Origin of the sequence: Sandaracinus amylolyticus (genome assembly GCF_000737325.1) — a bacterium.
Taxonomy (GTDB): domain Bacteria; phylum Myxococcota_A; class Polyangia; order Polyangiales; family Sandaracinaceae; genus Sandaracinus; species Sandaracinus amylolyticus.
Map to the genome: position 1 here is coordinate 3,845,674 of NZ_CP011125.1, position 26,105 is coordinate 3,871,778.

Genomic DNA, 26,105 nt, shown 5'->3' on the forward strand with positions numbered 1-26,105 from the left:
TCGCCGTCCCCCCTCGGAGCCTCGCCGTGGCCAAGCCGAAGAAGCTTCCTCCTCCCTCGGTCCCCGACGCATCGCAAGCCGTCGCGCAAGCGGAGACTCCGCGGATCAAGTGGAACGTCATCGCGCAGATCGCGCTCGCGGTCGTCGTCGTCTGGGCGCTCGCGATCGGCGCGATCCCCTACGTCGGCTACTGGGGCGTCGGGATCGTCGGCGTGCTCACCGCCGTGCTGATCGGCTTCGGCATCTGGATCTGGCGCTTCACGCGTCGCCAGCAGCGCATCATGGACGTGCTGAAGCAGGCGACCGACGACGAGGGACGCCGCGCGGCGATCGCGCAGCTCGAGGCGCAGGGCAGCAAGGACGCGATGGCCGCGCTCGCGCGCGCCCAGCTGATGCTGCGCGACGACCCGAAGGCCGCGATGGGCATCCTCGAGAGCATCGACGTCTCGAAGGAGCCCGGCCCGGTGCAGGACGAGGTCCGCTCGAACCTCGCGTTCCTCTACCTCGCGCAGGGCCGCCCGAAGGACGCGCGCCCCGTCGTCGACGAGCTGCGCCTCGACCGCCAGACGAACCCGAAGGCCAAGGCGATGTACGCCGCGGTGATGGCCGAGACGTTCGCGCGCACCGGCAAGGCGGACGAGGCGAAGAAGCTCCTCGAGACGTACTCGCCCGACGACCCCGAGTACGGCGAGGTCTCGATCGTCCTGCTCCGCGCGCAGGTCTACACGTACCTCGCGACCAAGAACCGGGGCCTCATGCGCAAGGCGATGCTGAAGATCGCGGAGCGCGATCCGAACCAGCTCGGCCCGTTCATGCAGAAGGGCTCGAGCCCCGAGCTCCAGGCCGCCGTGCGCGAGGTGCTCACCCAGGCCGGCTTCGCGACGCGCGCCAAGACGAAGGTGCAGCGGCAGTAAGGGAGCACGCGATGCGCCTCGACCTCGACGTGGCGCGCGCGGTCGCGCGCCTCGCGGGCCCGGCGATCGCGCAGTCGCTGCTGCACACGCTGGTCTTCCTGGTCGACCGCGCGATGCTCGGCCGCTTCTCGGCCGACGCGCTCGCGTCGATGCAGATCAGCGGGCCGGTGACGTGGAGCATCTCGTCGGTCGCGTCGGCGGTGCAGGTCGGCGCGCTCGCGGTCGTCGGGCGCGAGGTCGGCGCAGGACGTCGCGACGAGGCCGCGGCGGCGGTGCGGGCCGGGCTCGGCGCGTCGGCCGGCATCGGGCTGCTCGCGGGCGTGGCGGCGACGCTCGCGATCCCGCTCGTGCTCGCGGGCTTCCCCGACGCGGGCCCCGCGGTGCGAGACGAGGCGCGCGCGTACCTCGGCGTGATCCTGCCGTGCATGCCGCTGCTCCTCGTCTCGGCGATGGCCGGCGCGGTGTTCCAGAGCGCGGGCGACACGCGCACGCCGCTGCTCGTCGCGCTGCTCGCGAACGCGGTGAACGGCGGCGCGAACTGGGTGCTGATCTTCGGACGCGCGGGCGTCCCCGCGCTCGGGGCGCGCGGCGCGGCGATCGGGAGCGTGCTCGCGCTCGCCGTGGAGTGCGCGGTGCTGATCGCGCTGCTCGCGCGAGGGCGCGGCGTGGTGTCGCTGCGGGGGCGCGGCGGCGAGCGCGCCCAGCTCGCGCGCATGGTCCGGGTCGCGGGCCCCGCGACGCTCGAGCGCATCGTGCAGCACGCGGGCTTCCTCGTGTTCGTCGCGATGATCGGCGCGCTCGGCCCGCTGGCGATGGCGGCGAACCAGGCGCTGATCAGCATCGAGTCGGTCGCGTTCCTCTCCGCCGACGGGTTCGGGATCGCGGGCGCGGCGATGGTCGCGCAGCGGCTCGGCGCGGGGCGCGAAGATCAGGCGCGGATGGCGGCGCGCGTCGCGGCCGCGATGGCGCTCGTCGCGCTCTCGGCGTGCGGCATCGTGTTCGTGATCGCGCCGCGCGCGCTCGCGTCGGCGTTCACGCCCGAGCCGGAGATCGTCGCGCTCGCGGTGCCGTGCCTCTTCGTCGCGGCGATCGCGCAGCCGTTCATGGCGGTCGGCGTCGTGCTCGGCGACGCGCTGCGGGGCGCAGGCGCGACGCGCACCACGTTCGTCATCACGCTGATCGGCGGGGTGGCGGTGCGGCTCGCCGCGACGTGGCTCTTCGCGTTCGAGCTCGGCCTCGGCCTGGTCGGCGTGTGGATCGGATCGACCGTCGACTGGGCGACGCGCACCGCGCTCGCGTCGTGGCGCTTCTCGCGCCCCGGATGGGCACGCGCGGTCTGACGTCGCGTCGACGGATGCTTCCGACGGGCTCCCGAGGTCTCCGGCGCGAGCGCGGAGCCCGGAACGTCGTTCCGGGGGAGCTTCCGACGCGTCCCGAGGGCTTCCGACGCGTCCCGGGAGCTTCCGACGCGCTCCCGGGGCTTCCGACGCGGGGCAGATCGCGCTTCGGGGCCCGTCGGAAGGCCGTGGAGCCCGCCCGAAGCCATGGGAGCGACGGACTCGGCCGTTCTACTCGGCGTCCTCGCCGTCGTCGGGCGGCTCGGGCGTGCGGTCGCGCAGGATGCGCGGGCGCCGCAGGAAGCGCAGCACGCGGCGCCGGAGCGCATCGTCGTCGAGCACGACCGCGGGGATCTCGTCGTGCCCCACGCCCGGGAGCACGTGCAGCTCGACCGTGGGCACGTGCTCGGCGAGCGCCTGCGACTGCGAGACCGGGATCGTCCGATCCGCGTCGCCGTGGAAGAGCAGCACCGGGACCGGCGGCGCCTCCTCGAGCGTGCGCGCCGGCGAGAGCTCGAGCGGCGACGTGTGCCCGAGGCCGCGCGCCACCACGCCGACGATGCCGCGCGCGACCGATCCGAACGGCCCGAGCGGCGCGAGCCGCCGTCCCACGATCTCGCCGTAGTCCGAGGGCGGCGCGAACGCGACCACGCTGCGCAGCCCGCGCGGCGCGAGGCGCGCCGTGCTCGAGAGCGCGATGCCCGCGCCCATCGACGTCGCGAGCACGCTCATCTTCGTGCGGTCCACTCCGTCGCGCGACGCGAGCCAGTCGAACGCGGCCTCGAGGTCGTAGCGCTCGCGATCCGCGAACGTCGTCACCGCGCCCTCGCTGCGCCCGTGCGCGCGCCAGTCGATGCGCAGCGCGTGGTACCCGCGCTCCTGCAGCGCCGCCGACCACCCCGCCATGCGCGTGCGCCCGTCGGAGATCCCGTGCAGCACCACCACGCCGCCCGCGCCGCGCCGCCCCGGCGAGTACGTCCCCCGCAGCAGCGTCCCGTCGGGCGAGCGGATCTCGACCTCTTCTTCGTTCGCGTGGCGCAGCGGCGACAGATGCGCGAGCCGCACCGGCGCGATCCCGAGCTGCACCGACGCGAGCCCCCACGTCAGCGTGAACCACGGCCCGAGCAGCGCGAGCAGCGCGATGATCGCGATCGCCGCGCGCACCCGCCGGTCGGGCCCCGGCGCCGCGAAGCGGATCGCCGCGCCCGCCGCGAGCAGCGGCGCGCCGAGCACGACCTCGAGCGTCAGCAGGCTCACCCACAGCGGGTCGCGCGGAGAGCTCAGCGCGAGCAGCACCGGCAAGAGGCCCGCGACGATCGCGCCGACGCGCATGCGCCGCCGCAGCATCGGCATCGCGGACACGCGCCACGCCGCGACCGCGAGCATGCCCAGCGCCGCGCCGCCGACCACGAGCACGTAGCGCAGATCGATCGAGCCGCGCGGCCCGGGCGCGCCGGCGAGCGTGCCGTTCACGAACGGGAGCGCGACCGCGAGGACGACGAGCAGGACGCACGCGAGCTCACGCGCCGCCGTCGCGGGCGGCGGAGGCGCGGAGGGAGGACGACTGGGACCGACCAGGCTCAACGCGCGCGCCTCCCGACTCGCTGCGCCGGAGGAGGCGCAGCGAGGCCGCCACGGACCTGCTGTGCGAAGCAGGGCGACGCGTGCATGCGCTCAGCGCGGCGGGCGGCGACCGCGGCCGCCGCGGCGACCTCGACCGCGCCGCGGCCTGTCTTCGGTCTGCGTCTCCTCGGTCACGTCGGGCGTCTCCTCCTCGCTCGCTGCCGGCGCGTCGGTCGAGGTCGGCGTCTCCGTCCCGGGAGGAACGGTCGTCACCGGCTCGGCCTGCGCCCCGCTGCTCTGCTGGTACCACGGCTGCGAGGGATCCACCGCAGGATCTTCGACGGGGGTCGCCTCGGAGGGCACGGGCTCCTCCTCGACCGGCGCGGTGGGAGGCGCCCAATCGGCCTGCCAGCGCATCCCGACACCCACGAACGGCAGGGTGAAGCTGTAGTCGCCGTTCCCGACGTACACCGGACCGCGCTCCGGCGCGGGCGGGCGGATCGGGTTCTGCTGGGTCACCTGGCTGTTGCGCACCTGACGGCCGAAGAGGTGCGCGTAGCCGACCATCACGTCGCCCCACACGCCGTCGAAGAGGCGCATCGAGAACCCGCCAGCGACCACGATCTTGTCGCTGTCGATCGTCAGCGGCGACAGGTACGCGTCGTCGAACGAGCCGCTCTCCCAGTACCCGCCGAGCCGCACCTGGTACGAGCCGTCGATCGTGTACTCGCCGCCCAGCCTCACGCTGAACGTGTCCCGCATGTTGCGCGGGATGTTCATCGCGCCGATCTCGTAGTCGAGGAAGTTCAGCGCATCGACGATCCACACGTCGTTCGGCACGACGCTGACCTCGCGCTGCAGCGACCACGTCTCCCAGACGAACGACGCCTCGAGCCGGAGGTTCTCGACCGCGAGGAGCTCCGCGCCGACGCGCAGGATGAACGGGAAGTTCAGGTTCACCGCGGCCGTGGTGTCGCGGCACGGGTGGTTGGGATCCGCCTGCACCTCTTCGTCGGGCGCCTCGGCGACCGAGCACGGACCGCTGTCGGGGCGATGCCGCGTGAGCGAGCCCTCGAACGCCGCCGCGCTCGGCGCGCGCACGTCGATCGACGCGTCGCCGGAGAGCGAGAACGGCGTCGAGAACGACGCGCCGAGCCGCACCGGCCCCGGGTTCCACGTCACGCCACCCACCACGCTCGCGGTGATGATCGGCGAGAGGTTCATCTGCGCGATGCCGTCGTACTCCGGGTCCTCGGGGAACGTGCAGATCGCTCCGTCGCACGCCGACAGCGCGACGCGCGCCGCGAACGCGCCGACCACGCCGTGCACCGCGAGGCCGATCGAGAGCTCGTCGGGCAGCGGCGTCCACGCGGCGCCCACCGCGATCGTCGCGATCAGGCTGCCCTCCATCGTCAGCAGCGAGTACCGCTGCGGCGCGGGGTAGGGCATCCCGTCGACGGTCAGCTCCTGCGGGTAGCTCATCAGCGCCGCGTTCGGCGCGAACACGCCCGCGCCGAAGTGGAAGTGCTCGAGCCCGAAGTCGAACGTGCCCGCGATCGTCGGGATCGGCAGCGGCGCGTTGTGCCCGTGCACGGTCGGCATCGGGTTCCCGCCGCTGTCGATGCGCGTGTAGCTGACGTCGAGGAACCCGAGCGTCGCGTCCACGACGAGCTGCTCGCCCGCGAAGCCGATGCCCGCGGGGTTCATCCAGAGCGCGCTCGGATCGTCGGCGCCTGCGACGAACGCGCCGCCGCGGCCGAGCGAGCGGGTGCCGCGCTCGAGCAGGTAGAACCCGCCGGCGCTGGCACGAGAGGGCGTCATCGTGAGCGCGCTGAGCGCCACGCACAGCGCCGCGACGGCGGCGCGATCTCGGTATCCCATGATGCTCCTCAGCGCTCGCGGTCAGCGGATGTCGCGCGCTTGCACGACGTCGAAGAGGCGCTCGAGGCCGCGCACCTCGTCGGTCATGAACCCGCGCGTCGCGTCGAACGTCGCTTCGTAGTCCTCGGCGTCGAAGGTCCCGCCGGCGCCGGGCGTCGCGCGGTTGATCTCGCCGATCACGTCGAGGATCTCCTCGAGCGGCGTGCGGCCGTCGTCGGGATCCGTGAGCTGCACGAGGTTCGCGAGGATCTGCCGGAGCGTCCTGCGCGTGTCGCGCGCCTGCACCGAGCGGATGAGCCCGAGCCCGTCGTTCGCGACGCTGTGCTCGATGTCGAGCACGCCGTCGTCGTCCATCCCGGCGACGTAGTCGAGCGCATCGGGCGCGAGCGCCTGCGACAGCGCGTGCACGAGCGGCAGGATCGTCTCGTCGTCCTCGAGCACCTGGAGCAGATCCGCGCCCGCGTAGAGCGTCGCGGCGAACGCGTCGTTCGTCGACGCTTCGTTCACGAGGTACCCGATGAGCCGCGAGAGCGCGTCGCGCGCCTCCGCGTCGTCCTGCACGCGATCGAGGAAGCGCACGCCGCTCCACACCAGCGGCGAGCGCATCATCTCCTCGGTGTCGGGCACGAGGTCGCGCGACCACTCGACGAGATCGCCCGCCGCGCGGTGCTCCGCGAGACGCTCGCGGAGGAACGGCAGGATCGTCAGCAGGATCGCGCGACCCCGCCGGTTCGTGAACGTCGCCTGATCGCCGAGCGGGCGCGTCCCGAGGAACTGCGTCGCGAGGCGATCGCGCGCGGTGCGCCACGGATCGCGCCGGTCGGGCGACGCGTCGAGATCACGATCCATGTTGCGCAAGCCGTCGAGCACGAGCAGCAGCGGCGTCACCGCGAATTCGCGCGCGCCGTCGTTGGTCGGGATCGTCGTGCGGCCGTCGCGCGTCGCGAGCCCGGCGTTGCGGGCGGGATCGATCAGGTCCATCGACGCCTCGGCGAGCACGCGCAGACCGTCGCGCCCGGGCTCGACCTCGACGGCGTCGGTGACCGCTGCCGCGCGCTGGAGACGCTCGAGCAGTCGCCCTTCGACGAACCCGTCGGCGACGAGCTCCTCGTAGCGCATGCCGCCGTCCTGGAACGAGAAGTTCGCGCCGGTCGGGTTCGTGCGCTGGGTGAGCCAGTGCTCGCGCGACGCCCAGTGCCGGTGCAGCGCGGTGATCAGCTGACCGAAGCGGTACTCACCCGCGTCCGAGTAGCGGAACTCGGGGCGGTGGAGCACCTCGAGCATCGGGGTCATGCCCTCGAAGAACCCGGGCTGCTCCCACGCGAAGATCGTCCCGTGGTAGGTCGCGACCACGTCGTTGCCGTGGCGGTCGAGCACCGGCGCGAAGAGCTGGCCCGCGAACGTGCTGTTGCAGTCACCGCCGTCGGCGGCAGGCGTGCACGACTCGGTGCCGGTCTCGTTCGACAGGCCCCAGAACACCAGGCGCGCCATCGCCTCGGGCGTCGGACGCCGCGTGAGACCCTCGATGCCCGAGCTCTCCTCGAGCGCGTCGTCGACGTTGATCCCGAGGAAGTCGGCAGCGTCGACCATGAAGTTGAGGAACCCGTCCTGCAGCTCGAGCTCGTAGTCGCCGAGGATCGACAGCGCGTACGCCTCCGCGACGTTGTCGATCCGGATGAGCTCGCACTCGTCCGCGGTGCCGATCAGCGGGTAGCTGAGCGGCAGCGAGATCGGCCCGATGTGCAGCGTCATGTTGAGCTTTGCGCCCGCGCGGTTGCACACCTGGACGCCGTTCAGGCCGTCGATCAGCGCGATCGTCCGCTGGAACAGGCTCTCGTTGTCCTGGGTGTCCGGCATGCTGCGATCGACGCGCTGGTCGAGCGGCATGCCGATCGGGTCGCCGTTCGGATCCGACGGGTCGTACGTGATCCGATCGCGGTGCCGCATCAGCCCGCCGTAGACCTCGCCGAGCTGCGCCGAGCGCGGATCCGCGAACGAGCGGATCATCGCCTCCATCAGCCCCGGCTCCTGCGCGTACTCGATGCCGATCTGGATCAGGCCGTCCCAGAGCACGTTCGGCTGCTCGAGCACCGCCTCGCCGTGCATGTCGCTGCGGTCGAGCATGTAGTCCGCAGCCATCACGAGCGCCGCGGTCTCGGGCTCGTGATCGCGCATCAGCGTCTCCACCAGCGCCAGCGCGCGATCGGTGGTGTCGCGATGCATCATCTCGCTCAGCGCGTAGACCATGTCGAACATCGAGCCGCGCGACGTGTCGGGCCCTTCGTACGTCAGCGTCTCGGTGCCGTAGGTCTCGGTGAGCGTCATCTCCGGGCCGAGGATCGCGCGCACGCCGCGCGACAGCTGCAGCGCGGTCGGCGTCGTCGCGTCGAAGAGCGGGCCCGCGTCGCGCACCATCGCCGCGAGCAGCGTGCGGTCGACGTCGAGGTACTCGAAGTAGCGCGAGCCGTCGCTGCGCAGCGCGCGCCCACCGGGATCACGCGCGATCCCGGTCTCGCCCATCACGCGGAACGGGCGCGGCAGATCCGCCATCGCGCTGCCCGTCGCGTCGACGAAGCGGCCCATCACGTCGACGTCCGCGAGCCCGTCGGTGTCCATGTCGACGAAGGGCGCGACCACCGTGCCCGACGCCGGCAGCGCGAGCCCGCGCGCATCGCGGATCAGCAGCCAGCGCGACGTGCCCGACCCGAACGCGTCCTGCTGCGTGAACATCAGCTCGCGCGCGATCTCGAGGTCGGTCTGCTCGCCCGCGGGCACCGGATCCGGCGGCTCGAGCGTCGCCATCTCGAGCGCGAGCGCGCGCTGCATCTCCTGCCACTCGCCCGCCGCGAGACCGTCCGCGGGATCCGCGGGATCATCGCTCACGACGCGCAGCGCGAGGTTCGCGAACTCGTCGAAGTCCTCGTACGCCAGCACCGGGCGCACCACGCCGAGCGCGAGGCGCAGCGGGCGATATCCCTCGCGCGTCCCGATGCGCGCGAGCGCCTCCATCGCCTCGCGATCGTCGCGCAGCGTCTCGAGCAGCTCCGCGAGCAGCCGCGTGTTGCGCGGCAGTCGCTCCTCGGGCGCGTCGTAGAGCGGCAGCAGCTCGCCGAGGAAGAACCCGAGATCGTCGCCGATCGCGTCCTCGGGCAGCACCTGATCGAGCGCGCGCGCGAGGCGCTCGCGGTTCTCCATGAGCACCACGAGCTGGCGCGGCGCGTCGCCCGGCGGCTGCACCTCGCCGCGACAGACCGGCTTCCATCGTAGGCCCATCACGTCGGTCGGGTTCGCCTCCGACGCCATCCGCTCGCAGAAGACGCGGACGATCTCCTCACCGAGCGTCCCGCGCGCCGCGGGCACCCGTGTGGTGTCGAAGTGCGAGCAGCCGATCGACAGCCAGACCACCAGACAAGCGAAGAGGGCGCGCTGCCTCATGACCCCAACCCCCGAGAGCACGACGTGACGCGACGCGCGCGCGCTCGCCGACCGAGGCCGAGCGACGCGACGCGTCGTATGAGCGTGCTCACGACGTTACGCGGGGAACCCTTGATGAAACAAGGCCGGAACGGATAGGCGACGCGCTTTCTGACGCGGTGCAACAAGCCTGACGCATCGCGTTAGCCCGGCGCCGCTGTACGAGTTGAACGGCGTTCAAGATTGCTGACGCGCCGTGTCAAGTTTTTGACGCGTCCTGACCGAACGGTCAGCGATCCGCGTCGAAACCGGGACATCGACGTTGCCCTTTGCGATGCGCGGAGCGCTCCGCTAGTGACGCGCCGTGCAGCGGGAGTGCCGATTCATTCGAGCGCCTACGAAATCCGGCGGCTTTCGCGCCCATCGCGGCGTACGTCCTCGGGCCTTCGGTCGCCGTGGGTCGGACCACGGCTCGGTCGGCCCTCCGGGCGCCGCCACGATCGACACGAAATTCTTGGATTTCCCCTACGGCTTCGAATGAATCAGCACTCTGAGCGCTGGACGATCCGCCGCGTCGTGAAGTGGAGCGCCGACGACTTCGCGTCCCGCGGCATCGAGTCGGCGCGCCTCGACGCCGAGCTGCTCGTCGCGCACGCGCTCGGGCTCGATCGCGTGAAGCTCTACATGGATCTCGATCGTCCGCTCGCGCCCGACGAGCTGACGAAGATCCGCGAGCTCGTGCTGCGGCGTCGGAAGCGCGAGCCGGTCGCGTACATCCTCGGGCGCCGCGAATTCTTCGGGCGCGGCTTCGAGGTCTCACCCGCGGTGCTGATCCCGCGGCCCGACACCGAGACGCTGATCGAGGCGGCGCTCGAGCGTCTGCCCGAGGACGCGAGCGGCGCGGTGCTCGACCTCTGCACCGGCAGCGGCGCGATCGCGGTGACGCTCGCTGCCGAGCGCACCGGCATCGAGGTCGACGCGACCGACCTCAGCGAGGCGGCGCTCGAGGTCGCGAAGAAGAACGCGTCGAAGCTCGGCGTCGCGGAGCGGGTGCGCTTTCATCACGGCGATCTCTTCGCGGCGCTCCCGAGCCCGCGCGAGTACGCGCTTATCGCCTGCAACCCGCCGTACATCGCGGAGCACGAGCGCGCGACGCTCGCGCCCGACGTCGCGCAGCACGAGCCCGGGATGGCGCTCTTCAGCGGGCCCGAAGGGCTCGACGTGCTCCATCGGTTGTGCGCGGAGGCCCCGAAGTGGCTCGCGCCCGGCGCGTCGATCCTGATCGAGGTCGGCGCGGGACAAGCGCCGGCGGTGATCGCGCTGCTCGAGCGCGCGGGGCTCGTCGAGGGCAGGGCGCACCAGGATCTCGGCGGGCACGAGCGCGTCGTCGAAGCGCGGCGCGCTCGAAGCGGATCGCGCGCTGCGACGTAGTAAGAGACGTGCGCGCGCTGCTGATCGCGATGGTGGTGTCGCTGGTGCCGAGCGTGGCGTCGGCGCTCGACGTCGAGCCCTGGGATCGCGTGCTGCGCGCCCACGCGCGGAACGAGGGCTTCGACTACGCGGGGCTCGCGCGCGACGAGGCGGGCCGTCGCGACCTCGCGACGTTCCTCGAGAGCGTCGCGACGATGCGCGAGGACGAGCCGCTCTCGTCGTGGCTCAACGCGTACGACGCGATCGTGGTGAGCGAGATCGTGGAGCGCTGGCCGCTCGAGAGCGTGATGCGCGTGCCGGGGTTCTTCGATCGCGAGCGACATCGCGTCGCGGGTCGGGAGAGGACGCTCGACGACGTCGAGCATCGCGTCATCCGCGCGCGGTTCCGTGACGCGCGCGTGCATGCCGCGCTCGTGTGTGGTGCGCGATCGTGTCCGGCGCTCCATCCGCGCGCGTTCCGCGAGAGCGATCTCGACGCGACGCTCGATCGCCTGACGCGCGCGTGGATGGTGAGCGATCGCGGGCTGCGCGTCGAGGGCGGGACCGTGAGGGCATCGGCGATCCTCACGTGGTACCGCGCGGACTTCGAGCGCGACGGCGGCGGCAGCGTGCTCGGGTGGCTCCGTCGGTACGCGCCGGAGCGGGTCCGGGGGATCTCGGATGGGACCGCGGTGGGGGAGCTCGGTTACGACTGGTCGGTGAATCAGGCGCGAGCGCTCCGGTGAGTGGCGCGGAGGAGGGCCGGTACGGCTTCGGCCCGCCCGTGGGTGAGGTGGTGGAGAGCTCGCCCCCGGTCCGCGCTCTTCGCGCGGCCCGAGCGCTCGCGCGTCGCACCGCGCTTCGCGCGTGTGTGCGCTGTCGCGCGTGAATCGTGAGCTCAGAGCGTCTGCGCGCGCAGCAGGAACGCGTCGCGGTTGTAGCGGTGGAAGTCGCGATCACTCTCGTAGGCCTCGTCGATGGCGCGCTCGATCGTCGGGGCTCGTGATGCGAGCCAGCGAGTGATCGCGTCGGACGTCGCGTTCGAGGTCCAGGGATCGAGCGTGGGTTGGTGCGCGAGGTCCTCGACGACGGTGAGCAGCGCCGCGCGCGCTGTGGCCGACTGCGCGAGCTCGACGTCGAAGGTCGCGAGCAGCGGCGCGAGGGGATGACCGGTGGCGAGGATCGACGAGAGCACGGTGGCCCCTCGCCACGCCGTGTCGCGGTCTCCGGTCAGCACGTCGAGCCACCACGCATCCAGCCATCGCGTGATGGCGTCCTGCTCGTCGCGAGGCCAGCACGTCCAGTCCGCGTGGCGCAGCTTGCCGAGCACGATCTGGTCATCCACGCGGAGGTCGTCGTGCGCGTCGCAGACGATCTCCAGGATCCGCGGCAGGAAGTGGCGGAAGTCGCGAGCGTCGCCCCACGTGCTCAGCGCCTTGAACGCGTAGCGGCTCAGATCTTCGGCCCTGAGATCGCGCAGCGGCGCGCGGTGCAGGCGGGCGCGATCGGCGTCGGTGACGCAGCACGGGCAACCTTCGACCGCGCGGGGGCGCGGATAGCGCGCGAACACGCGATAGAGCTGCTCGATCGCGTCGCGGAGCGCCGGGGTGATCACGTCGCGAGCGTAGCGCTCACGGTCACAGCGTGCGCAGGTACTCGAGGAGCGCATCGAGCTGCTCCTCGCTCATGCGGATGCGCGGCATCACGTCGTCGAACCCCGCGACGACGCGCGTGCCCGGCTGGAGGATCGCCTCGCGCACGTACGGCTCGTCGGTGATCACGAGCTCACCGCTCGTCGTCCGGACCTCGCGCCCGAAGAGGCCGTGGAAGCTCGGGCCCGCGAGGGCTTGCGCGCCTTCTTCACGCGCGTGGCACGCGCTGCAGCCCTTCTGCGAGAAGAGCTGCTCGCCCCACTCGAGCGTGGTGGCGGGCGCGAAGCCGAGGCAGCCCGGCGTGCTCATCCACGCGTCGAAGTCCTCGGGACGCATCACGAGGATCTCGGCGGCCATCGTCGCGTGGCCCTGATTCGGTCCCCATCGCCCGCTCGCACCGCAGAGCTCGGCGCAGAGGATCGGCGTGCGGTACCCGATGCGCCGCGCGTCGGGCACGGAGAGGTCGCCCTCGAGCGGGACGTCGGGGCGCTCGATCGCCTCGAACCACAGCGACGTGAACATCCCGGGCACCGCGTCGCGCTTCACGCGCAGCTCGGGCGCGAAGAACGAGTGGATCACGTCCGACGACGAGAGCACCAAGCGCACCGCGCGCCCCGCTGGGACGTGCAGCTCGTCGTCCTCGACGATGCCGTTCGGATGCTCGAATTCCCACGCCCACCGACGCGCTCGCACGCGGACGACGTACGCGTCGTCGGGCGCGATCGACTGGTCCAGATAGGCCTGGAAGCCCCAGTGGAACATCAGTGCGAACGGGACCACTGGCGCGACCACCCACGCGAGCTCGAGCGCGAGCCACGCGCGCGAGACGCTCGGTGGCGCAGCCGCGACGTCGCGCCGGCGACGGTAGCGCGCCGCGAGCGCGACGAGCCCGACGACCACGACCGCGAGCGCGATCGCCGCAGTGCCGTGGACGAACGCGAAGATGCGGTCGACCTCCGGCGCGAACGTCGAGAGCCCGGGCGGCATCGGGTGCACGTGTTCGGACGCTGGGGTCGCGGAACGAGCGCGACACCTCCGGACTGCCAGCAAGATCGGCGCGCGCGTCGATCTCGGGTCCATCGGAGGAGGTGGAATCGCCGCGCGCGTCGAGCTCGCCTCCGCTGGAGGACGTGCGGGCGTCGCGCGCGTCGACCTCGAGTGCTCCGGAGGAGGTGAGAACGTCGCGCGCGTCGATCTCGGGTGCTCCGGAGGAGGTGGGAACGTCGCGCGCGTCGATCGGGGTGCTCCGGAGGAGGTGGGAACGTCGCGCGCGTCGATCTCGGTCCTCGCGAGGACGTGAATCGTCCACGCGCGACGCAACGCCCGCGCGGACGCTCCGATGAGCTGGGTGCGCGGCGACGAAGGTCCTCGCCGCACCACGAAGGAGACGCCCGTGCCGAGCCCGATCGAGATCGACCTCCGCTCCTATGCCTCGAACATCCGTGTCACCGCCGAGAGCACGATGCCGCTCGCGCGCCGCATCCACAAGGCGCTGCCGGACGACGCGACGCCGGTCCAGACGCGCTACTGCCGCGAGGTCGTCCTCGCGGCGGAGCTGGTGCAGCGGGTGAAGTCGGAGCGGGACCGCCTGGCGCCCGAGAAGCTCCGGCCGATCAAGCTCGCCTTCCAGAACGACTGGGGCGCGCTGCACGACACGCTCGGCGGGATGAGCCGCGTCCGCGTCGGCGATCGCGGCGCCCGCGCGGCCAAGCTGCTCCAGACGCTGTTCACCGACGGGCTCGCGTTCACGCTCCTCGAGGCGGACGAAGCGTGGTCGGAGGCGAAGCGCCGCCTCGATCGCATCGACGCCGAGTCGCTCGAAGACGAGCTCACCGCGGTCGTCGGCGCCGAGGTCCTCGAGGGCGCGAAGCTCGGGACGCGCGAGCTCGCGGAAGCGATCGGCGTCGGCCGCGGCACGCGCGAGCTCGCGAGCCCCAACGGGCTCCAGGCTGCGCTCGCGGAGTTCGGCCGCGCCGTCGGCCAGTACATGCGCTCGCTGCTCGCCGACGTCGACGAGCGTGACCCCGCGACCGTGCACCGGTTCATCAAGGCCGTGGGCGCCGTCGACCTGTACCGCAGCACGCCGACGCGCGCACCGCAGAGCGAGACCCCGCCGCCGCGAGACGGCGCCCCGACGAACGGTGGAGGTGAGACCCCGGCGACGTGATCGCCGCGCGCGACGTCAGGCGGCGGGCGTGCCGCGCTCGCGGCGCGCCCGCGCGACGCGCAGCGTGCCCTCTGCGATCGCCATCAGCCCGACCAGCGCGAAGAGCCAGGGCGCCATCGAGCGACGCACCACCGTGCGGGTCGTGCTCCGCGCGACGCCGTCCTCGCGCGCGCCTTCTTCGTCGTCGCTCGCGAGCGCGCGCGGCGTCAGGTCGCTCTCGGCGTCGGGCGGCGCGATGACGAACGCGGAGCGCGGCGCTTCCTCGCGCGTGCGCTCGTCGGTCGAGACCTGCACGCGCCAGGCCCCGGCCTCGTCGATCGCGTTCAGATCGATCGGCCGCGCGAGCTCCGCCTCGTCGTGCTCGATCAGACGTCCGCTCGGCGCGATCAGCACCAGCTCGGTCGCGCCGGGCGGGGCGCGCAGCTCGGGCGCGTGACCCGGCGCGAACGGGACGTCGGGCATGCTCCCCGGCGGCGCGAGCGCGCGCACCAGGCGCACCGCGAGCGGCAGGAACCCGGGGCGATACGGGAGATCGCTCCACGCGTCGTCGAGCGTGGTGCCGAGGATCGCGACGCGGCGCGCCGGGTCGAGCACCAGCGCCGGCGTTCCGTCGGGCCACGCGAGCAGCACCTCGGCGCCCGCGTGGGGCTCCATCGCGAGCCGCTGCGTCGCGCGCACCGCCTCGAGGCCTGTCGCACCGGCGGGTAGGAGCGCGCTCGGTGCCTCCCCGCGCCTCATCCCGACGACCTCGCCGGTCGTCGCCGCGACGACGCGCGCCGGGAGCACCGACTCGAGGCGCGCCCACGCCCCGGGCTGCACCCGATCGCCCGCCGCGACGAGCAGCCCGCCGCCGCGCGCGACGTGCTCCGTGATCTTCGTCGCGAGCGCGCCTCCGCCGCGCAGCTCGACGTTCGCGAGCACCACGACGTCGACGTCGTCGAGGCTCGTCCCGAGGAACGTGTCGGGGTCGACCGCGCGCTGCACGAACCCACCTTCGGCGCGCGGCGCGAGCGAGAGCGCCTGCGCGAGGAAGCGCACCTCCTCGCCGCCTCCGCCGAGGCGACGCCGGCCGAGCATCTGGGGATCTCCGTCGACCATCAGCACGCGCGGAGCGGACGCCGGACGAAGCAGCACGCCGCGGCGATCGTCCAGCGGCAGCGCGTCGGGCTCGCTCGGCACCAGCGCGACCTCGGCGGTGGGATCGCTGCCGGTGGGCGCGTCGACGTGCAGCGTGGTGCGTCCGCCTCGCTCGGTGAGCGCGACGTCGCCGCGCGCCAGCTCGCTCGCGCCGCGACGGACCACGAGCGGCACGCGCTCCGCGGGGACGCCTCCGAACGAGCGCACCTCGACGGCGATCGCGAGCTGCCCGGGCGTGGTGGGATCGGGCGTCGCGAGCGCGGAGACGAGCGCGAGGTTCGGGGCGCCTTCGTCGGGCCCGATGCGCTCGTTCTCGATGGTCACGTCGCGCGCGGCGATCGGCTCGCCTTCGCTCGCGTGCTGCGCGTGATCGGAGAGCACGAGCACGCGCCGCAGCGGATGGCGCGCGCCCGCGAGCTGACGCGTGGCGAGCTCGACGGCGCCCGCGAGGTCGGTCCCGCGCGCGCCGCCGGCGCGCACGCCGTCGAGGCGCGAGCGGGCGAGGGCGAGATCGTCGGTCCGCGGCGCGAGCAGGCGCGGCGCGTCGCCCGCGAGGACGAGCACGACCTCGGACTCCGCCGGCAGCGCGCCGATCACCTCGCGCGCGCGATCGACCGCGGCATCGACGAGCGTGGCCCTGCCCGCCGTGCGCGACATCGACATCGAGTCGTCGATCACGATCGCGACGCTCGCCTGGCGCCCGTCGCCCCACGCGAGCGTCGCGCTGGCGAACGGCGCGGCGAGCGCGAGCGCCGCGAGCGCGACGAGCGCGATGCGCGACGCGAGCAGCAGATGATCGACGACCCGCACGCGGCGCCGGCTCGCGACGTCGGCCTTGCGCAGCAGCGCGATGGTCGGCAGCGCACGCACCGGCACGTCGCGCCGACGCAAGAGGTGCGCGACGATCGGCACGGCGACCGCGAGCAGCCCGAGCAGCGCCCAGGGCGCGGCGAAGCCCATCAGCGACGTCTCCCCGGCGCGGCGAGCACCTCGGCGAGCACGCGCTCGACGGGCTCGTCGGTGCGCACGAGGCGATAACGCGCGCCGGCGGCGGTGCAGCGCGCGCGGCACGTGTCGAGGAACGCCTGCAGCTCGCGGAGATACCCCTCGCGCAGCGCGGTCGGATCGACGTCGAGCGGGACCTCGCCCTCGAGCCCGTGGAAGCGCGTGGGGCCGTCGAACGGGAGCTCGAGCTCCTCGGGGTGCATGACCTGGAACACCCAGACCTCGTGCCCGCGGTGCACCAGCTGATCGATCGGCGTGAGCGCGTGGTCGCCGAAGTCGAGCAGATCGCTGGCGATGGCGACCACGCCGCGACGTCCCGCGCGCTCCGCCGCGGCGGTGAGCGCGGCTTGCAGATCGGTGCTCGCTTCCTTCTCGACCGGGGTCGCGAGCTCGCCGAGGACCAGCTCGAGGTGCGCGGGGCGCGAGCGCGCGGGCAGGCTCGCGATGACGTCGCGCGCGAAGCGCACCACGCCCGCGGCGTCGCCCTGACGCACCAGCACGAGCCCGAGCGCGGCGAGGAGCGTCGCGGCCTGCTCGGACTTGCTCGGGCCTTCGTCCGTCGCGCCCCGGAAGTCCATCGAGGCGGAGCTGTCGAGCACGAGCGTCGCGCGGAGCTGGGTCTCCTGCTCGAAGCGCTTGATCGTGTGGCGATCGCTGCGCGCGTAGGCGCGCCAGTCGAGGAGGCGGAGATCGTCGCCGGGGCGGTACTCGCGGTGCTCGACGAACACCACGCTCGCGCCGCGGTGCGGCGAGCGATGCACGCCCGAGAGCACGCCCTCGACCGCGCGGCGCGCCTTGAGCGAGAGGTTCGCGATCCGCGCGCGGATCGCGGGATCGAGCACCTGTCGCTCGCCGGACATCAGGCGCGCGTCGCCTCGAGCAGGCGCTGCACGAGATCCGCGGCGCGCACGCCCTCGGCCTCGGCGCGGAAGCTCGGGACGATGCGGTGGCGCAGCACGGGTGTCGCGAGCGCGCGCACGTCTTCGACCTCGGCGGCGAAGCGCCCGTCGAGCACCGCGCGCGCCTTCGCGCCGATCACCAGCGCCTGCGAGGCGCGCGGACCGGCGCCGAAGGCGACGTAGCTCTTCACGAAGTCGGGCGCGCCGCTCTCCTCGGGGCGCGAGAGCCGCACGAGCTTCACGGCGTGCTCGATGACGTGCGGCGCGACCGGCACGCGCGGAACGAGCGCCTGGAGGTCGAGGATCTCCGCCTGCGTGAGCACGGCGGTCGGCGGCTCGCCGATCGGCGCGGTGGTGCGGCGCACGATCTCCATCTCTTCGTCGGCGCTCGGATAGCCGACGTCGATCTGGAAGAGGAAGCGATCGAGCTGCGCCTCGGGCAGCGGGTACGTGCCCTCCTGCTCGATCGGGTTCTGCGTCGCGAACACGAGGTACGGCAGCTCGAGCGGGTAGGTCTTGCCGCCCGCGGTGACGCGCCCCTCGGCCATGGCCTGGAGCAGCGCGGCCTGGGTCTTCGGCGGCGTGCGGTTGATCTCGTCGGCGAGCAGGACGTTCGTGAACACCGGGCCCGGCACGAAGCGGAAGCGTCGCTCGCCGCTCGCGGGGTCTTCCTCGAGCACGTCGGTGCCGGTGATGTCGGTCGGCATCAGATCCGGCGTGAACTGGATGCGGCTCGAGCGCAGCGAGAGCACCTCGGCGAGCGTCGAGATGAGCAGCGTCTTCGCGAGCCCCGGCACGCCGACGAAGAGCCCGTGCCCGCGCGCGAAGAGCGAGATCAGCATCAGCTCGATGACGTCGTCCTGGCCGACGATGCGCTTCTTCACCTCGGCGACGAGGCGACGTCGCGCATCGGCGAGGCGCTCCACGCGCTCGACATCGGTCACCTCGGGGCGCTGCGCGGCTGCGCTCTCAGCGGGGCTGGTCCCGTCCACGTCGATCTCCACCACTGGCGTGTCTAGCTGGTTACCGCGACCCCTGCAGGTCGCGGCACATTCCGTTCTCGCGCGTCCGCTCGCTCTCGCTGGTCGCGACCTGCGCGAGATCGCAGTGCGGCTGGGGATCGAACGGGTTGAGGCGCAGAGCCTCGAGGCTCGCGGCGCGCGCTTGCTCGTGCTCGCCGCGCGCGAGGTGCGCCGAGCCGAGCACCGCCCAGAGCGGCTCGTGATCGGGCCAGCGCTCGGTGAGCGGCGTGAGCACGGCGATCGCGCGGTCGGGCGCGCCGCCCGCGAGCGAAGCGCGCGCGAGGCGGCTGCCGACGATCGGATCGCCCTCGGCGTTCTGCCACGCGCGGTCGTACTCGTGCGACGCGGCGAGCGGGCGCTGGCGCGACCACAGGAGATCGCCGATGCGCAGGTGACGGCGCGCGGTCTCGACGCGCACCTCCTGCGTGTCGTCGAGCTCAGCCTCGCCGTGGCGGAACACCGGTCGCGCGAGCGCGGGCGCCGGCCCTTGCGCTTCCGGGCGCTCGCGCAGCTCGGCGCGCCACGCGCGCTCGAGCTCGTCCCAGCTGGTGTCCGCGACCTCGGCGAACGCGGCGCGCGCGTCGGTCCCGTCGGCGACGAGCTGCACGACGCGTCGCAATCCATCGCGCCCGTGCACGCGACGGAATCGCTCGACGAACGTCGAGACCTGCGCGAACGCGAGCGCGGCGTCCTCGGCGCTCGGGAGCATCGCGATCGACGGATGCAGCCGATCGAACGAGAGCAGCTGGTTCTCCTGCACCGCGCGGCGCAACAGGAAGTCGCTGGCGGGATCGAGCCGCACCGCGGGCTCACCACCGCGCCACGTGCGCTCGAGGAAGCGCGCGACGCCCTCCTGCATCCACACCGGCGCGCGATCGCGCGACGCGCGCGAGAGCACCATGTGCACGAATTCGTGGCCCAGCGTGTCGGCCCACGGATAGCCGCGCACCAGCGCGCGCGGGCTGGTGATCATCAGGCGATCCCACTTGCAGAGCGCGATGGTGCCGGTGCGCTCGATCTCCTCGACGGAGAGGCTCGACACCTCCGAGAGCGTCGCGGCGGTCGGGTAGATCTCGACGCGGATCGGGCCGGGCACACGCACGCCGAGCTCGCGCTGCATCGCCTCGTCGGCGGCGCGCATCGTCTCGATCGCGTACTCGGCGAGCACCCGATCGGGGCCCGGCGCGAAGCGCACGACGTAGCGACCGTCCTCCGAGCGCTGCTCGACCTGGCGGCGCGTGACCTCGCGCGTCGCCCACATGAGCCGGTAGATCTCGACGCGCTCCTCGGCCGAGCGCAGGTGCGTCGCGCGCACCACCGAGGCCGCGCCGTCGCGCGCCGCGCCCGCGTAGTCGCCGCGCACGAAGCGCAGCATCGCGCGCTCCCAGCGCACGTCGGGATCGTCGGGATAGGTCGTCGCGAGCGACGCGAGGATCGGCTCGGCCTCCTCGATGCGCACCTCGTCGATCGCGATCGCCGCGTCGCGCAGGCGCGCACCATCGGCGCCCGGCGGGAGCGCGTGCGCCAGCGAGGGCGCGAGCACCGACAGCGAGAACGCGATCGCGAGCGCGCGCAGCTTCATCGCAGGAGCCCTTCGTAGTAGCGCTGCACCGAGTCCTCGTATCCCTGGGGCGGCGACTCGCCCATGGCATCCAGCAGCCGCCTGCGGAGATCCATGGGCCCCTCGAACTGATTCGGATCGTGGATCTGCACGCGGCGCCGGAAATCGGGGGCCGCGCTGCCGTCGTCGCCGCCTCCACCGCCGCCGCTCGAGCGCTGCATGTCCTGCTCGATCTGCTCGCGCAGCTCGGTGAGGCGCCGCGCCGCTTCTTCCTGGGCGCGCGACGCGGTCGCGGGATCGCCGCGATCGAGCCCGCGCGCGCCTTCCTCCATGAGGCGCGCGATCTCGCCGAGCTGCTCGGCGGCATCAGGCGAGAGCGGCTGACCGTCGGGGCCCGCTTCGAACGCCTCGGCGAGATCGCCCGCCGCGCCGCGCGCGGTGCGCTGTCGCGGCGCGTCGCCCGAGAGCTGTCCGCGCTCGCCGTCGCCGAGGTGATCGCCGAGGTCGGGCAGCGCCTCGTCGAGCGACGCGCGCAGCTCCGAGAGGCGTCGCTCGGCTTGCTGCGCAGCATGCGCGGCGCGCGAGGTCTGGCCCTCGTGGCCGGGGAACATCATCGCGTCGAGCGCGAGGTCGCGCGAGAGATCGCCGAGCTGCTCCTCGGCGCTCGCGACCATGCGGCTGGCCTCGCCGAGATCGCCGGTCGAGAGCGCGTCCTCGGCGTCGCGGATGCGCTGCTGGATGGCGTCGAACGAGTCGCGCTCGAGCGAGGTGAGGCGCTCGCGATCGATCGGCGAGAGCGCCTCGCGCACTTCGCGCGCGCGTCCCGCGAGACGGCGTGCTGCTTCTTCGCCGCGCGCGCCCGCGGCTTCGAGGGCGCGGCGCGCCGCGGATCCCCGCACGTCGGTGGTGCGGCGCGCGAGCTCGCGCTGCTCGCCCTCGAGCCCGTGGAGGCGATCGAGCGCGTCGGCGAGCGCTTGATCGCGCGGGCCGAAGCGCTCCTCGCCGAAGCTCTCCTCGCTCGCGCCGAGCGCGCGCGCGAGCGCGTCGATCTCTTGCTCGAGGCGCGTGAGGGCCTGGCTCGCGGCGTCGAGGTCGCCGCGCTCGACCGACTCGCGCAGCTGCTCGAGCGCCTGCTGGGTCTCGCGCGCCTCGGCCTCCTGCGCGTTCGCGAACTCTTGCGGCACCGCGGTGCCGAGACGCGACATGCGGGCGCGCAGATCCTCGAGCCGCTGCTGGGCGCGCGCGATCGCGGCGAGCAGCGCGGCGCGCGCCTCGGGCGTGTCGGCGCGCTGGAGCTCGCGGAGCAGCGAGGCGATCTCGCGGCGCAGCGACTCGAGCTCGCGGGCGATCGCCGCCGCGTCCTCGATGCGCGCGCGCGTCAGCAGATCGGCGAGGAGCAGCACGTCGTCCTCGAGCTCGGTGACCGAGCGCGCGTCGATGCGCTGCCGCAACGCGAGCGCGCCGACGTTCGGGACGTGCGCGCGCATCTCTTCGAACAGCAAGCGCCGGATGCGCGTGCTCGCCTCGCCGTAGAGCGCCGCGTCGGTGCGGCGCGTCTCGCCGGAGCGCGCGCGCGACGCGAATCCGTCGAGCGAGAAGAGCAGACGCTCGGTGACGCCGCGCAGCGAGTCGAAGCGAGCGCGCGCTTGTGCCTCCTGGTCGGTCACCGGTAGCTCGAGGCGATCGGCGAGCGTGCTCACCGCGAGATCGACGAGCTCCTGGAGCGCACCGAGGGACTCGTCGCGCCGCGTCGCCTCGGACGCGAGCGTGAGCGTGCGCGTCTCCGAGCGCCCGACGTGCGGTCCACTGACGTCGTCGCCGTCGCTCGCTTCGATCCACACCTCGACGCGATCGCCCGGTGACGCGCCGAGATCGCCGAGCGCGAGCTGATCGTCGCCGGTGAGCTCGGTGCGACCCGCCTCGGGCGTCGCGATGCGGCGTCGCTGCTCGCGACCGTCGGCGCCCTTCACCACGAGATCCACGGCGGCGACGCCGACGTCGTCGTGCGCTTCGAAGAGCACGGTGAGCGTCTCGGTGCCCTCGACGATCGCGTCCTCGGCGGGCGAGAGCATCGAGACGCGCGGCGTCTCGTCGGGGAGCACGTGGATCGAGCGCACCGTCGCGTCGCGCGCCCAGCGACCGTCGTCGGCGCGCAGGCGAATGCTCAGCGGGCCATCGGTGCGCACGAGGAATCGCGCGACCCAGCGCTCGCCGTCGCGCTCCATCGCGACCTCGGTGCCCGCCGCGTCGAGCGTCGCCGCGGTGGCGTCGAAGCGGGCGCGCCCCGAGAGCTCGACGCTGGTGCCGAGCGGGAGCTCGAGGCGCGAAGGATCGGCGATCACCGTCGCGCCGCGCCCGAGGTACCCCGGGAACACGAGGCGCGCCTGCACCGCCTCGAGCGCGGCCGCGACGCGCGTTCCTTCCGCGTCCTGCTCGCCCGGATGCACGAGCGCCCACGCGCCCGCCGCCGCGCGATCGACACCGAGCACGACGCCCGCCGCGATCCCGAGCGCGACGGCGCCGCCGATCACCGTCGGATGTCGCAGCCAGCGCCCGGCGGGCACCACACGATCGGCGGGCACCCGCGCGATCTCGGCGCCCAGACGCTGGGCGTGCGCGGCGACGAGCTCGCTCGACGCGCCGGCCGCGACCGGCGCCGCGCTCAGCTCGAACGCCGTGCGCAGCGGCGAGACCAGCTCGGGCCGCATCGAGGCGACGAGCCGCGCCGCGCCGCTCCCCGCGAGGGCGCGCGCCGGTGCGATCGCGAGCCCGCCAGCGACCGCCGCGCCGACGATCGCGCACGACCACACCAGGATCACGATCGCGGACGCGGCGAGCGGCCCCGCGATCCACGCCCCGATCGCCAGCACCGCCGTCGCCGTCCCGAGCGCCGCAGCGACGGCGCGCGCGGCGAGCAGGAGCGTGGCGCGCGCGCGGAGGCGGGCGAGGTAGCGAGAGGCCGCCGTCGCGGCCTGGGACGGAGGCACGCCGGGAATCTAGCACCCGCTCTCCCGACCGGGACCCGCGCGCGCGACGGAAGCGCTCCGACGCTCGACGAGGCTGATATAGTGCGGCCCCCCACATGCCCAGGATCATCCCGGAGAGCGCGCGCGAGCACGCCGATCTCGCCCTCGCGGTCTACGTCGAGGAGCTCGCCGCGCGACGTCGCGTGCTCTTCGTCGGCGACGCCGCGAGCGCAGTCCCCGAGCGTCTTTCGAGCGTGGCGCGCTCGGTCGAGGTCGTCTCACCGCGGACCCGTACCCGCGGGACCCGTCGCGGCGGTCGCATCCTGCCTCGGCCCTGGCCGTCGGCGCAGGACGCGCGGTCGTGGGACCTCGTGCTGGTCCCCGACCTGCTCTGGGCCGGGCTTCCCGCGCCGGAGCGCATCGGCGAGATGGCGGAGTGGCTCACGCCGCGCGGTGTGCTCGTCGTCGGCGCGGAAGAGCGCGAGGACGGGATCGACTACGGCGCGCTCTACGATCTGCTGTCGCGCCGGTTCGAGTGGGTGCGGATGCTCGGGCAGGCGCCCTTCGCGGGTTGGTCGGTCGTCGACTACGCGCCGCAGTCGCGCGAGCTCGAGGTGACGTTCGACGGGTCGCTGCTCGGCGGGAGCGGCGAGGAAGCAGCGCGTCACATCGCGCTGTGCGCGGCGCGCGAGGTCGTGCTCGATCCCTATTCGATCGTGCAGGTGCCCTCGAGCGCGAGCCGCGAGCGCGCCGTCGTCGAGCGTCCGCGCGAGGCGGAGCGTGCGCCGCGCGAGGACCTGCAGCTGCAGGCGCGCCTGGCGCAGCTCGAGGCGCAGCTGCGCGATCGCCAGGAGGACGTCGGTCGCGCGGGTGAGCGCGCGAGCGAGCTGGAGCGCGAGGTCGAGGCGCTGCGTGCGCGCGGTGAGCACGCCGAGCGTCGTCTCGATCAGGCGCAGCGCGAGATCTCGCGGGGCGCGCAGAAGCTCGACGAGGCGCGCGCGCGCGCCGACGCGCTGACCCAGGAGCTCGAGGCCGCGAAGGGCGAGATCGCAGCGCTCGCGAAGGTCGAGACGGTCGACGAGGACTACGCGCGCGTCGAAGCGTCGCTCGCGGAGCGGGCGCGCGAGCTGACCGATCTGCGCGGCGAGGTCGAGCGGCGCGGCGTGCTGGTGCGCGATCTCGTCGAGGAGCTGGTCGAGGCGCGCGCGCAGCGCGGAGCGACGGGCCCGACGCCGCCGGGCGGTGGCGGCGGTCGCGACGATGCGGAGCTGCGCGCGGCGCTCGAGGCGGCGCGGCGTCGCGCGGTCGACGCCGAGGCGGCGGTCGTGGAAGCGGGCTACCGGCTCGATCAGGTGCGCGCCGAGCTCGAGCAGTGCCGTCGCGCTCGAGAGACGGAGCGCGAGCAGGCGTCGCGCGACATCGCGTTCGCGCAGGGCACGATGCGCGGCCTGTCGTCGCGCCTCGCGGAGACCGAGGAGCTGCGGCGGCTCGCCGAGGCGCGGCTCGCGCTCTCGCAGGACGACGTCGCGTCGGCGCGGCTGCGCACGCGCGAGCTGGAGCGCGATCTCGAGAACGCGCGAGAGCAGGTCGAGCTCGCGATCGTGCGCGCGCAGGGCGCGCCGCCGTCCTCGCCGATCGCGATCGAGCCGGGCGCGCTGGATCGACTGCGCGAGCTCGAGGCCGAGGCGTCGCAGCGGGAAGGGCGTCTGTACGGCGCGCTGCTGAAGGCGCGCGAGCACGCGGTCGAGGCCCAGGGCGAGCAGCGTCGGCTCGCGCGCGAGCTCGCGAAGGCGGAGGACGAGGCGCGCGCCGCGCGCAACGACGCGACCACGCAGCGCGCCGAGCTCGAGGCACGGCTCGGACAGCTCGCCGACGAAGCGACGCGCGCGCTCGCGGACACCGAGGCCCGCGGTCGTGAGCTCGCGACGGCACGCGCCGCGGCCGACGCGCACTCGCGAGAGCTCGCGGTGCTGCGCGGCGAGCGCGACGGGATCGTGTGGCGCCTCGCGGATGCCGAAGCCGCGGTGCGCGACGCCCAGGCGCGTCTCGCCGCGACGCCGGCGCCGGTCGCCGCGCCGATCGAGAGCCCCGAGCTCCACGACCTCCGCCAGCGCGTCGAGGTGCTCGGCGCGTCGGTCGGCGTATGGACGCAGCGCGCGCAGGAAGCCGCATCGCGCGCAGATGCAGAAGCGACGCGTGCTGCGGATCTCGCGGTGCGCCTGTCGACGCGCGACGCGCTGGTCGGTCGCGTGCAGAGCGAGCTCGCGAGCGCATCGGCACGACGCGACGGTCTCGAGCGCCGCATCCGCGAGCTCGACGGCGCGGTCGCGGAGCTGCGCGACCAGCTCGCGTCCGCGCGCGCCGTGGCAGAGGTGCGCGCCGACGAAGAACGGCGCGAGCTCGAGGCGCGTGACGCGCGCATCGCCGACTCCGAGCGCGCGAGAGAGCGCCTCGCCCGCGAGCACGAAGAGACGCGCCGCGCGCTCGCAGAGGCGCGCCAGATCCTCTCGTCGATCGCCAGCGGGCTCGACACCGGCGCCGTCGCGGCGGCCGCGCCCGCGAGCGACGCGCGCCTTCGCGAGCAGCTGCGCGACCTGCAGCGCGAGGCCGAAGATCGCGAGCTCATGCTCCGCTCGCTCACCGCGCAGCTCCAGGATCGCGACGATCGCCTGCGCGCGCTCGAGCGCATGAAGTCCGGCGAGGCGCCCGGCGACGAGCGCGAGCTCGTGCAGCGCGTGCTGATGGCGGAAGAGCGCGCGGTGCGCTTCGAGCGCGAGCTCGAGCAAGAGCGCCAGGCGCGCCGACACGCCGAGCAGAACGGCGGCTCCGCCGAGCGCGACGCCGATCTGCGCCGCCTGCACCAGACGCTCGGTGATCGAGACGCGCAGCTGATGGTCCTCGAGGGCCGCATCACGCAGTCGGAGCGCGAGCAGCGCTCGATGCGCGACGCGTTCGCCCAGGCGCGCGCGAGCCTCGAGACGCTCCTCGGCGAGATCGCGAACGATCAGCGCGCCGAGGCCGCCGATCGCATCGCGTCGATGCTGCGTCTCCTCCGCCGTTACTGAGCTGGCCCGGGGGAGGCTGCGCGCCTCCCCTCTCGACTCCCGCCCCGGAAAGACGAAGGCCGCGCCCTCCGAGGAGAGCGCGGCCTTCTTCGTTCAGCGCGTCAGCGGTGGA

16 protein-coding genes are annotated in these 26,105 nt (G+C 73.6%); 6 read left to right on the plus strand and 10 right to left on the minus strand.

What is annotated here, in order from left to right; all coding sequences use genetic code 11:
* The first annotated feature begins 26 nt into the window (after positions 1–26).
* The gene (locus DB32_RS16435) at positions 27–914 is read left to right on the plus strand and encodes a tetratricopeptide repeat protein (protein WP_053233406.1); all 888 of its coding nucleotides are present in this window, start codon (positions 27–29) and stop codon (positions 912–914) included.
* A gap of 11 nt (positions 915–925) precedes the next feature.
* Positions 926–2,254: an MATE family efflux transporter gene (locus DB32_RS16440; RefSeq protein ID WP_053233407.1), complete on the plus strand. Its 1,329-nt coding sequence runs from the start codon at positions 926–928 to the stop codon at positions 2,252–2,254.
* 228 nt (positions 2,255–2,482) lie between these two features.
* Here DB32_RS16440 and DB32_RS16445 read toward each other — a convergent pair whose 3' ends face one another.
* The 3 genes from DB32_RS16445 to DB32_RS16455 form a co-directional block, all read right to left on the minus strand.
* Entirely contained in the window at positions 2,483–3,835 is a 1,353-nt protein-coding gene (locus DB32_RS16445; RefSeq protein WP_053233408.1) for an alpha/beta hydrolase, read from the minus strand.
* A 90-nt stretch (positions 3,836–3,925) separates the two neighbouring features.
* On the minus strand, positions 3,926–5,695 hold the full coding sequence (locus DB32_RS16450) for an OmpP1/FadL family transporter (RefSeq protein ID WP_053233409.1): 1,770 nt from the start codon (positions 5,693–5,695) through the stop codon (positions 3,926–3,928).
* A gap of 21 nt (positions 5,696–5,716) precedes the next feature.
* Entirely contained in the window at positions 5,717–9,130 is a 3,414-nt protein-coding gene (locus DB32_RS16455; RefSeq protein WP_157069096.1) for a hypothetical protein, read from the minus strand.
* 516 nt (positions 9,131–9,646) lie between these two features.
* Between DB32_RS16455 and prmC the strand changes: the two genes are divergently transcribed.
* Both prmC and DB32_RS16465 read left to right on the plus strand, forming a co-directional pair.
* Positions 9,647–10,540 (plus strand): peptide chain release factor N(5)-glutamine methyltransferase, encoded by an 894-nt coding sequence (prmC, locus tag DB32_RS16460; RefSeq protein ID WP_053233411.1) that lies wholly within the window; start codon positions 9,647–9,649, stop codon positions 10,538–10,540.
* An 8-nt stretch (positions 10,541–10,548) separates the two neighbouring features.
* Positions 10,549–11,265, plus strand: coding sequence for a DUF547 domain-containing protein (locus tag DB32_RS16465; protein ID WP_053233412.1), 717 nt, complete (start codon positions 10,549–10,551; stop codon positions 11,263–11,265).
* A gap of 152 nt (positions 11,266–11,417) precedes the next feature.
* On the opposite strand, the gene DB32_RS16470 is transcribed toward DB32_RS16465, so the two are convergent.
* Both DB32_RS16470 and DB32_RS16475 read right to left on the minus strand, forming a co-directional pair.
* Entirely contained in the window at positions 11,418–12,134 is a 717-nt protein-coding gene (locus tag DB32_RS16470) for a hypothetical protein (RefSeq protein WP_053233413.1), read from the minus strand.
* Between the two features lie 22 nt (positions 12,135–12,156).
* Positions 12,157–13,158 carry a cytochrome c oxidase subunit II gene (locus DB32_RS16475; RefSeq protein WP_053233414.1) on the minus strand — a complete coding sequence of 334 codons (1,002 nt, stop codon included), beginning with the start codon at positions 13,156–13,158 and terminating at the stop codon, positions 12,157–12,159.
* 352 nt (positions 13,159–13,510) lie between these two features.
* Here DB32_RS16475 and DB32_RS16485 point away from each other — a divergent pair, with 352 nt between their 5' ends.
* Positions 13,511–14,338, plus strand: a complete 828-nt coding sequence (locus tag DB32_RS16485) for a hypothetical protein (RefSeq protein WP_053233416.1) — start codon at positions 13,511–13,513, stop codon at positions 14,336–14,338.
* Between the two features lie 15 nt (positions 14,339–14,353).
* Here DB32_RS16485 and DB32_RS16490 read toward each other — a convergent pair whose 3' ends face one another.
* From DB32_RS16490 to DB32_RS16510, 5 genes are read right to left on the minus strand one after another with little or no spacing between them, the layout of a single operon-like run.
* The gene (locus DB32_RS16490; RefSeq protein ID WP_053233417.1) at positions 14,354–16,435 is read right to left on the minus strand and encodes a vWA domain-containing protein; all 2,082 of its coding nucleotides are present in this window, start codon (positions 16,433–16,435) and stop codon (positions 14,354–14,356) included.
* Entirely contained in the window at positions 16,435–17,340 is a 906-nt protein-coding gene (locus DB32_RS16495) for a DUF58 domain-containing protein (RefSeq protein ID WP_053233418.1), read from the minus strand. Before DB32_RS16495 ends, DB32_RS16490 begins: the two co-directional genes overlap by 1 nt.
* On the minus strand, positions 17,340–18,377 hold the full coding sequence (locus tag DB32_RS49540; protein ID WP_240481355.1) for an AAA family ATPase: 1,038 nt from the start codon (positions 18,375–18,377) through the stop codon (positions 17,340–17,342). The genes DB32_RS16495 and DB32_RS49540 overlap by 1 nt, the downstream gene beginning before the upstream one ends.
* 25 nt (positions 18,378–18,402) lie before the next feature.
* Entirely contained in the window at positions 18,403–19,983 is a 1,581-nt protein-coding gene (locus tag DB32_RS49545; protein ID WP_053233419.1) for a peptidase MA family metallohydrolase, read from the minus strand.
* Complete coding sequence (locus DB32_RS16510; protein WP_053233420.1) at positions 19,980–22,949, minus strand: DUF4175 family protein; 2,970 nt, start codon at positions 22,947–22,949, stop codon at positions 19,980–19,982. Before DB32_RS16510 ends, DB32_RS49545 begins: the two co-directional genes overlap by 4 nt.
* A 95-nt stretch (positions 22,950–23,044) precedes the next feature.
* Between DB32_RS16510 and DB32_RS16515 the strand changes: the two genes are divergently transcribed.
* Entirely contained in the window at positions 23,045–25,993 is a 2,949-nt protein-coding gene (locus tag DB32_RS16515) for a coiled-coil domain-containing protein (RefSeq protein ID WP_053233421.1), read from the plus strand.
* The last annotated feature ends 112 nt before the right edge of the window (positions 25,994–26,105 follow it).

Coding starts and splice junctions, on each gene's coding strand:
- DB32_RS16495 (WP_053233418.1), bottom strand. CDS start 17,340: ATGTCCGGCGAGCGACAGGTGCTCGATCCCGCGATCCGCGCGCGGATC.
- DB32_RS16450 (WP_053233409.1), bottom strand. CDS start 5,695: ATGGGATACCGAGATCGCGCCGCCGTCGCGGCGCTGTGCGTGGCGCTC.
- DB32_RS16490 (WP_053233417.1), bottom strand. CDS start 16,435: ATGGGCTTCGCCGCGCCCTGGGCGCTGCTCGGGCTGCTCGCGGTCGCC.
- DB32_RS49545 (WP_053233419.1), bottom strand. CDS start 19,983: ATGAAGCTGCGCGCGCTCGCGATCGCGTTCTCGCTGTCGGTGCTCGCG.
- DB32_RS16515 (WP_053233421.1), top strand. CDS start 23,045: ATGCCCAGGATCATCCCGGAGAGCGCGCGCGAGCACGCCGATCTCGCC.
- DB32_RS16475 (WP_053233414.1), bottom strand. CDS start 13,158: ATGCCGCCCGGGCTCTCGACGTTCGCGCCGGAGGTCGACCGCATCTTC.
- prmC (WP_053233411.1), top strand. CDS start 9,647: ATGAATCAGCACTCTGAGCGCTGGACGATCCGCCGCGTCGTGAAGTGG.
- DB32_RS16485 (WP_053233416.1), top strand. CDS start 13,511: ATGAGCTGGGTGCGCGGCGACGAAGGTCCTCGCCGCACCACGAAGGAG.
- DB32_RS16455 (WP_157069096.1), bottom strand. CDS start 9,130: ATGAGGCAGCGCGCCCTCTTCGCTTGTCTGGTGGTCTGGCTGTCGATC.
- DB32_RS16440 (WP_053233407.1), top strand. CDS start 926: ATGCGCCTCGACCTCGACGTGGCGCGCGCGGTCGCGCGCCTCGCGGGC.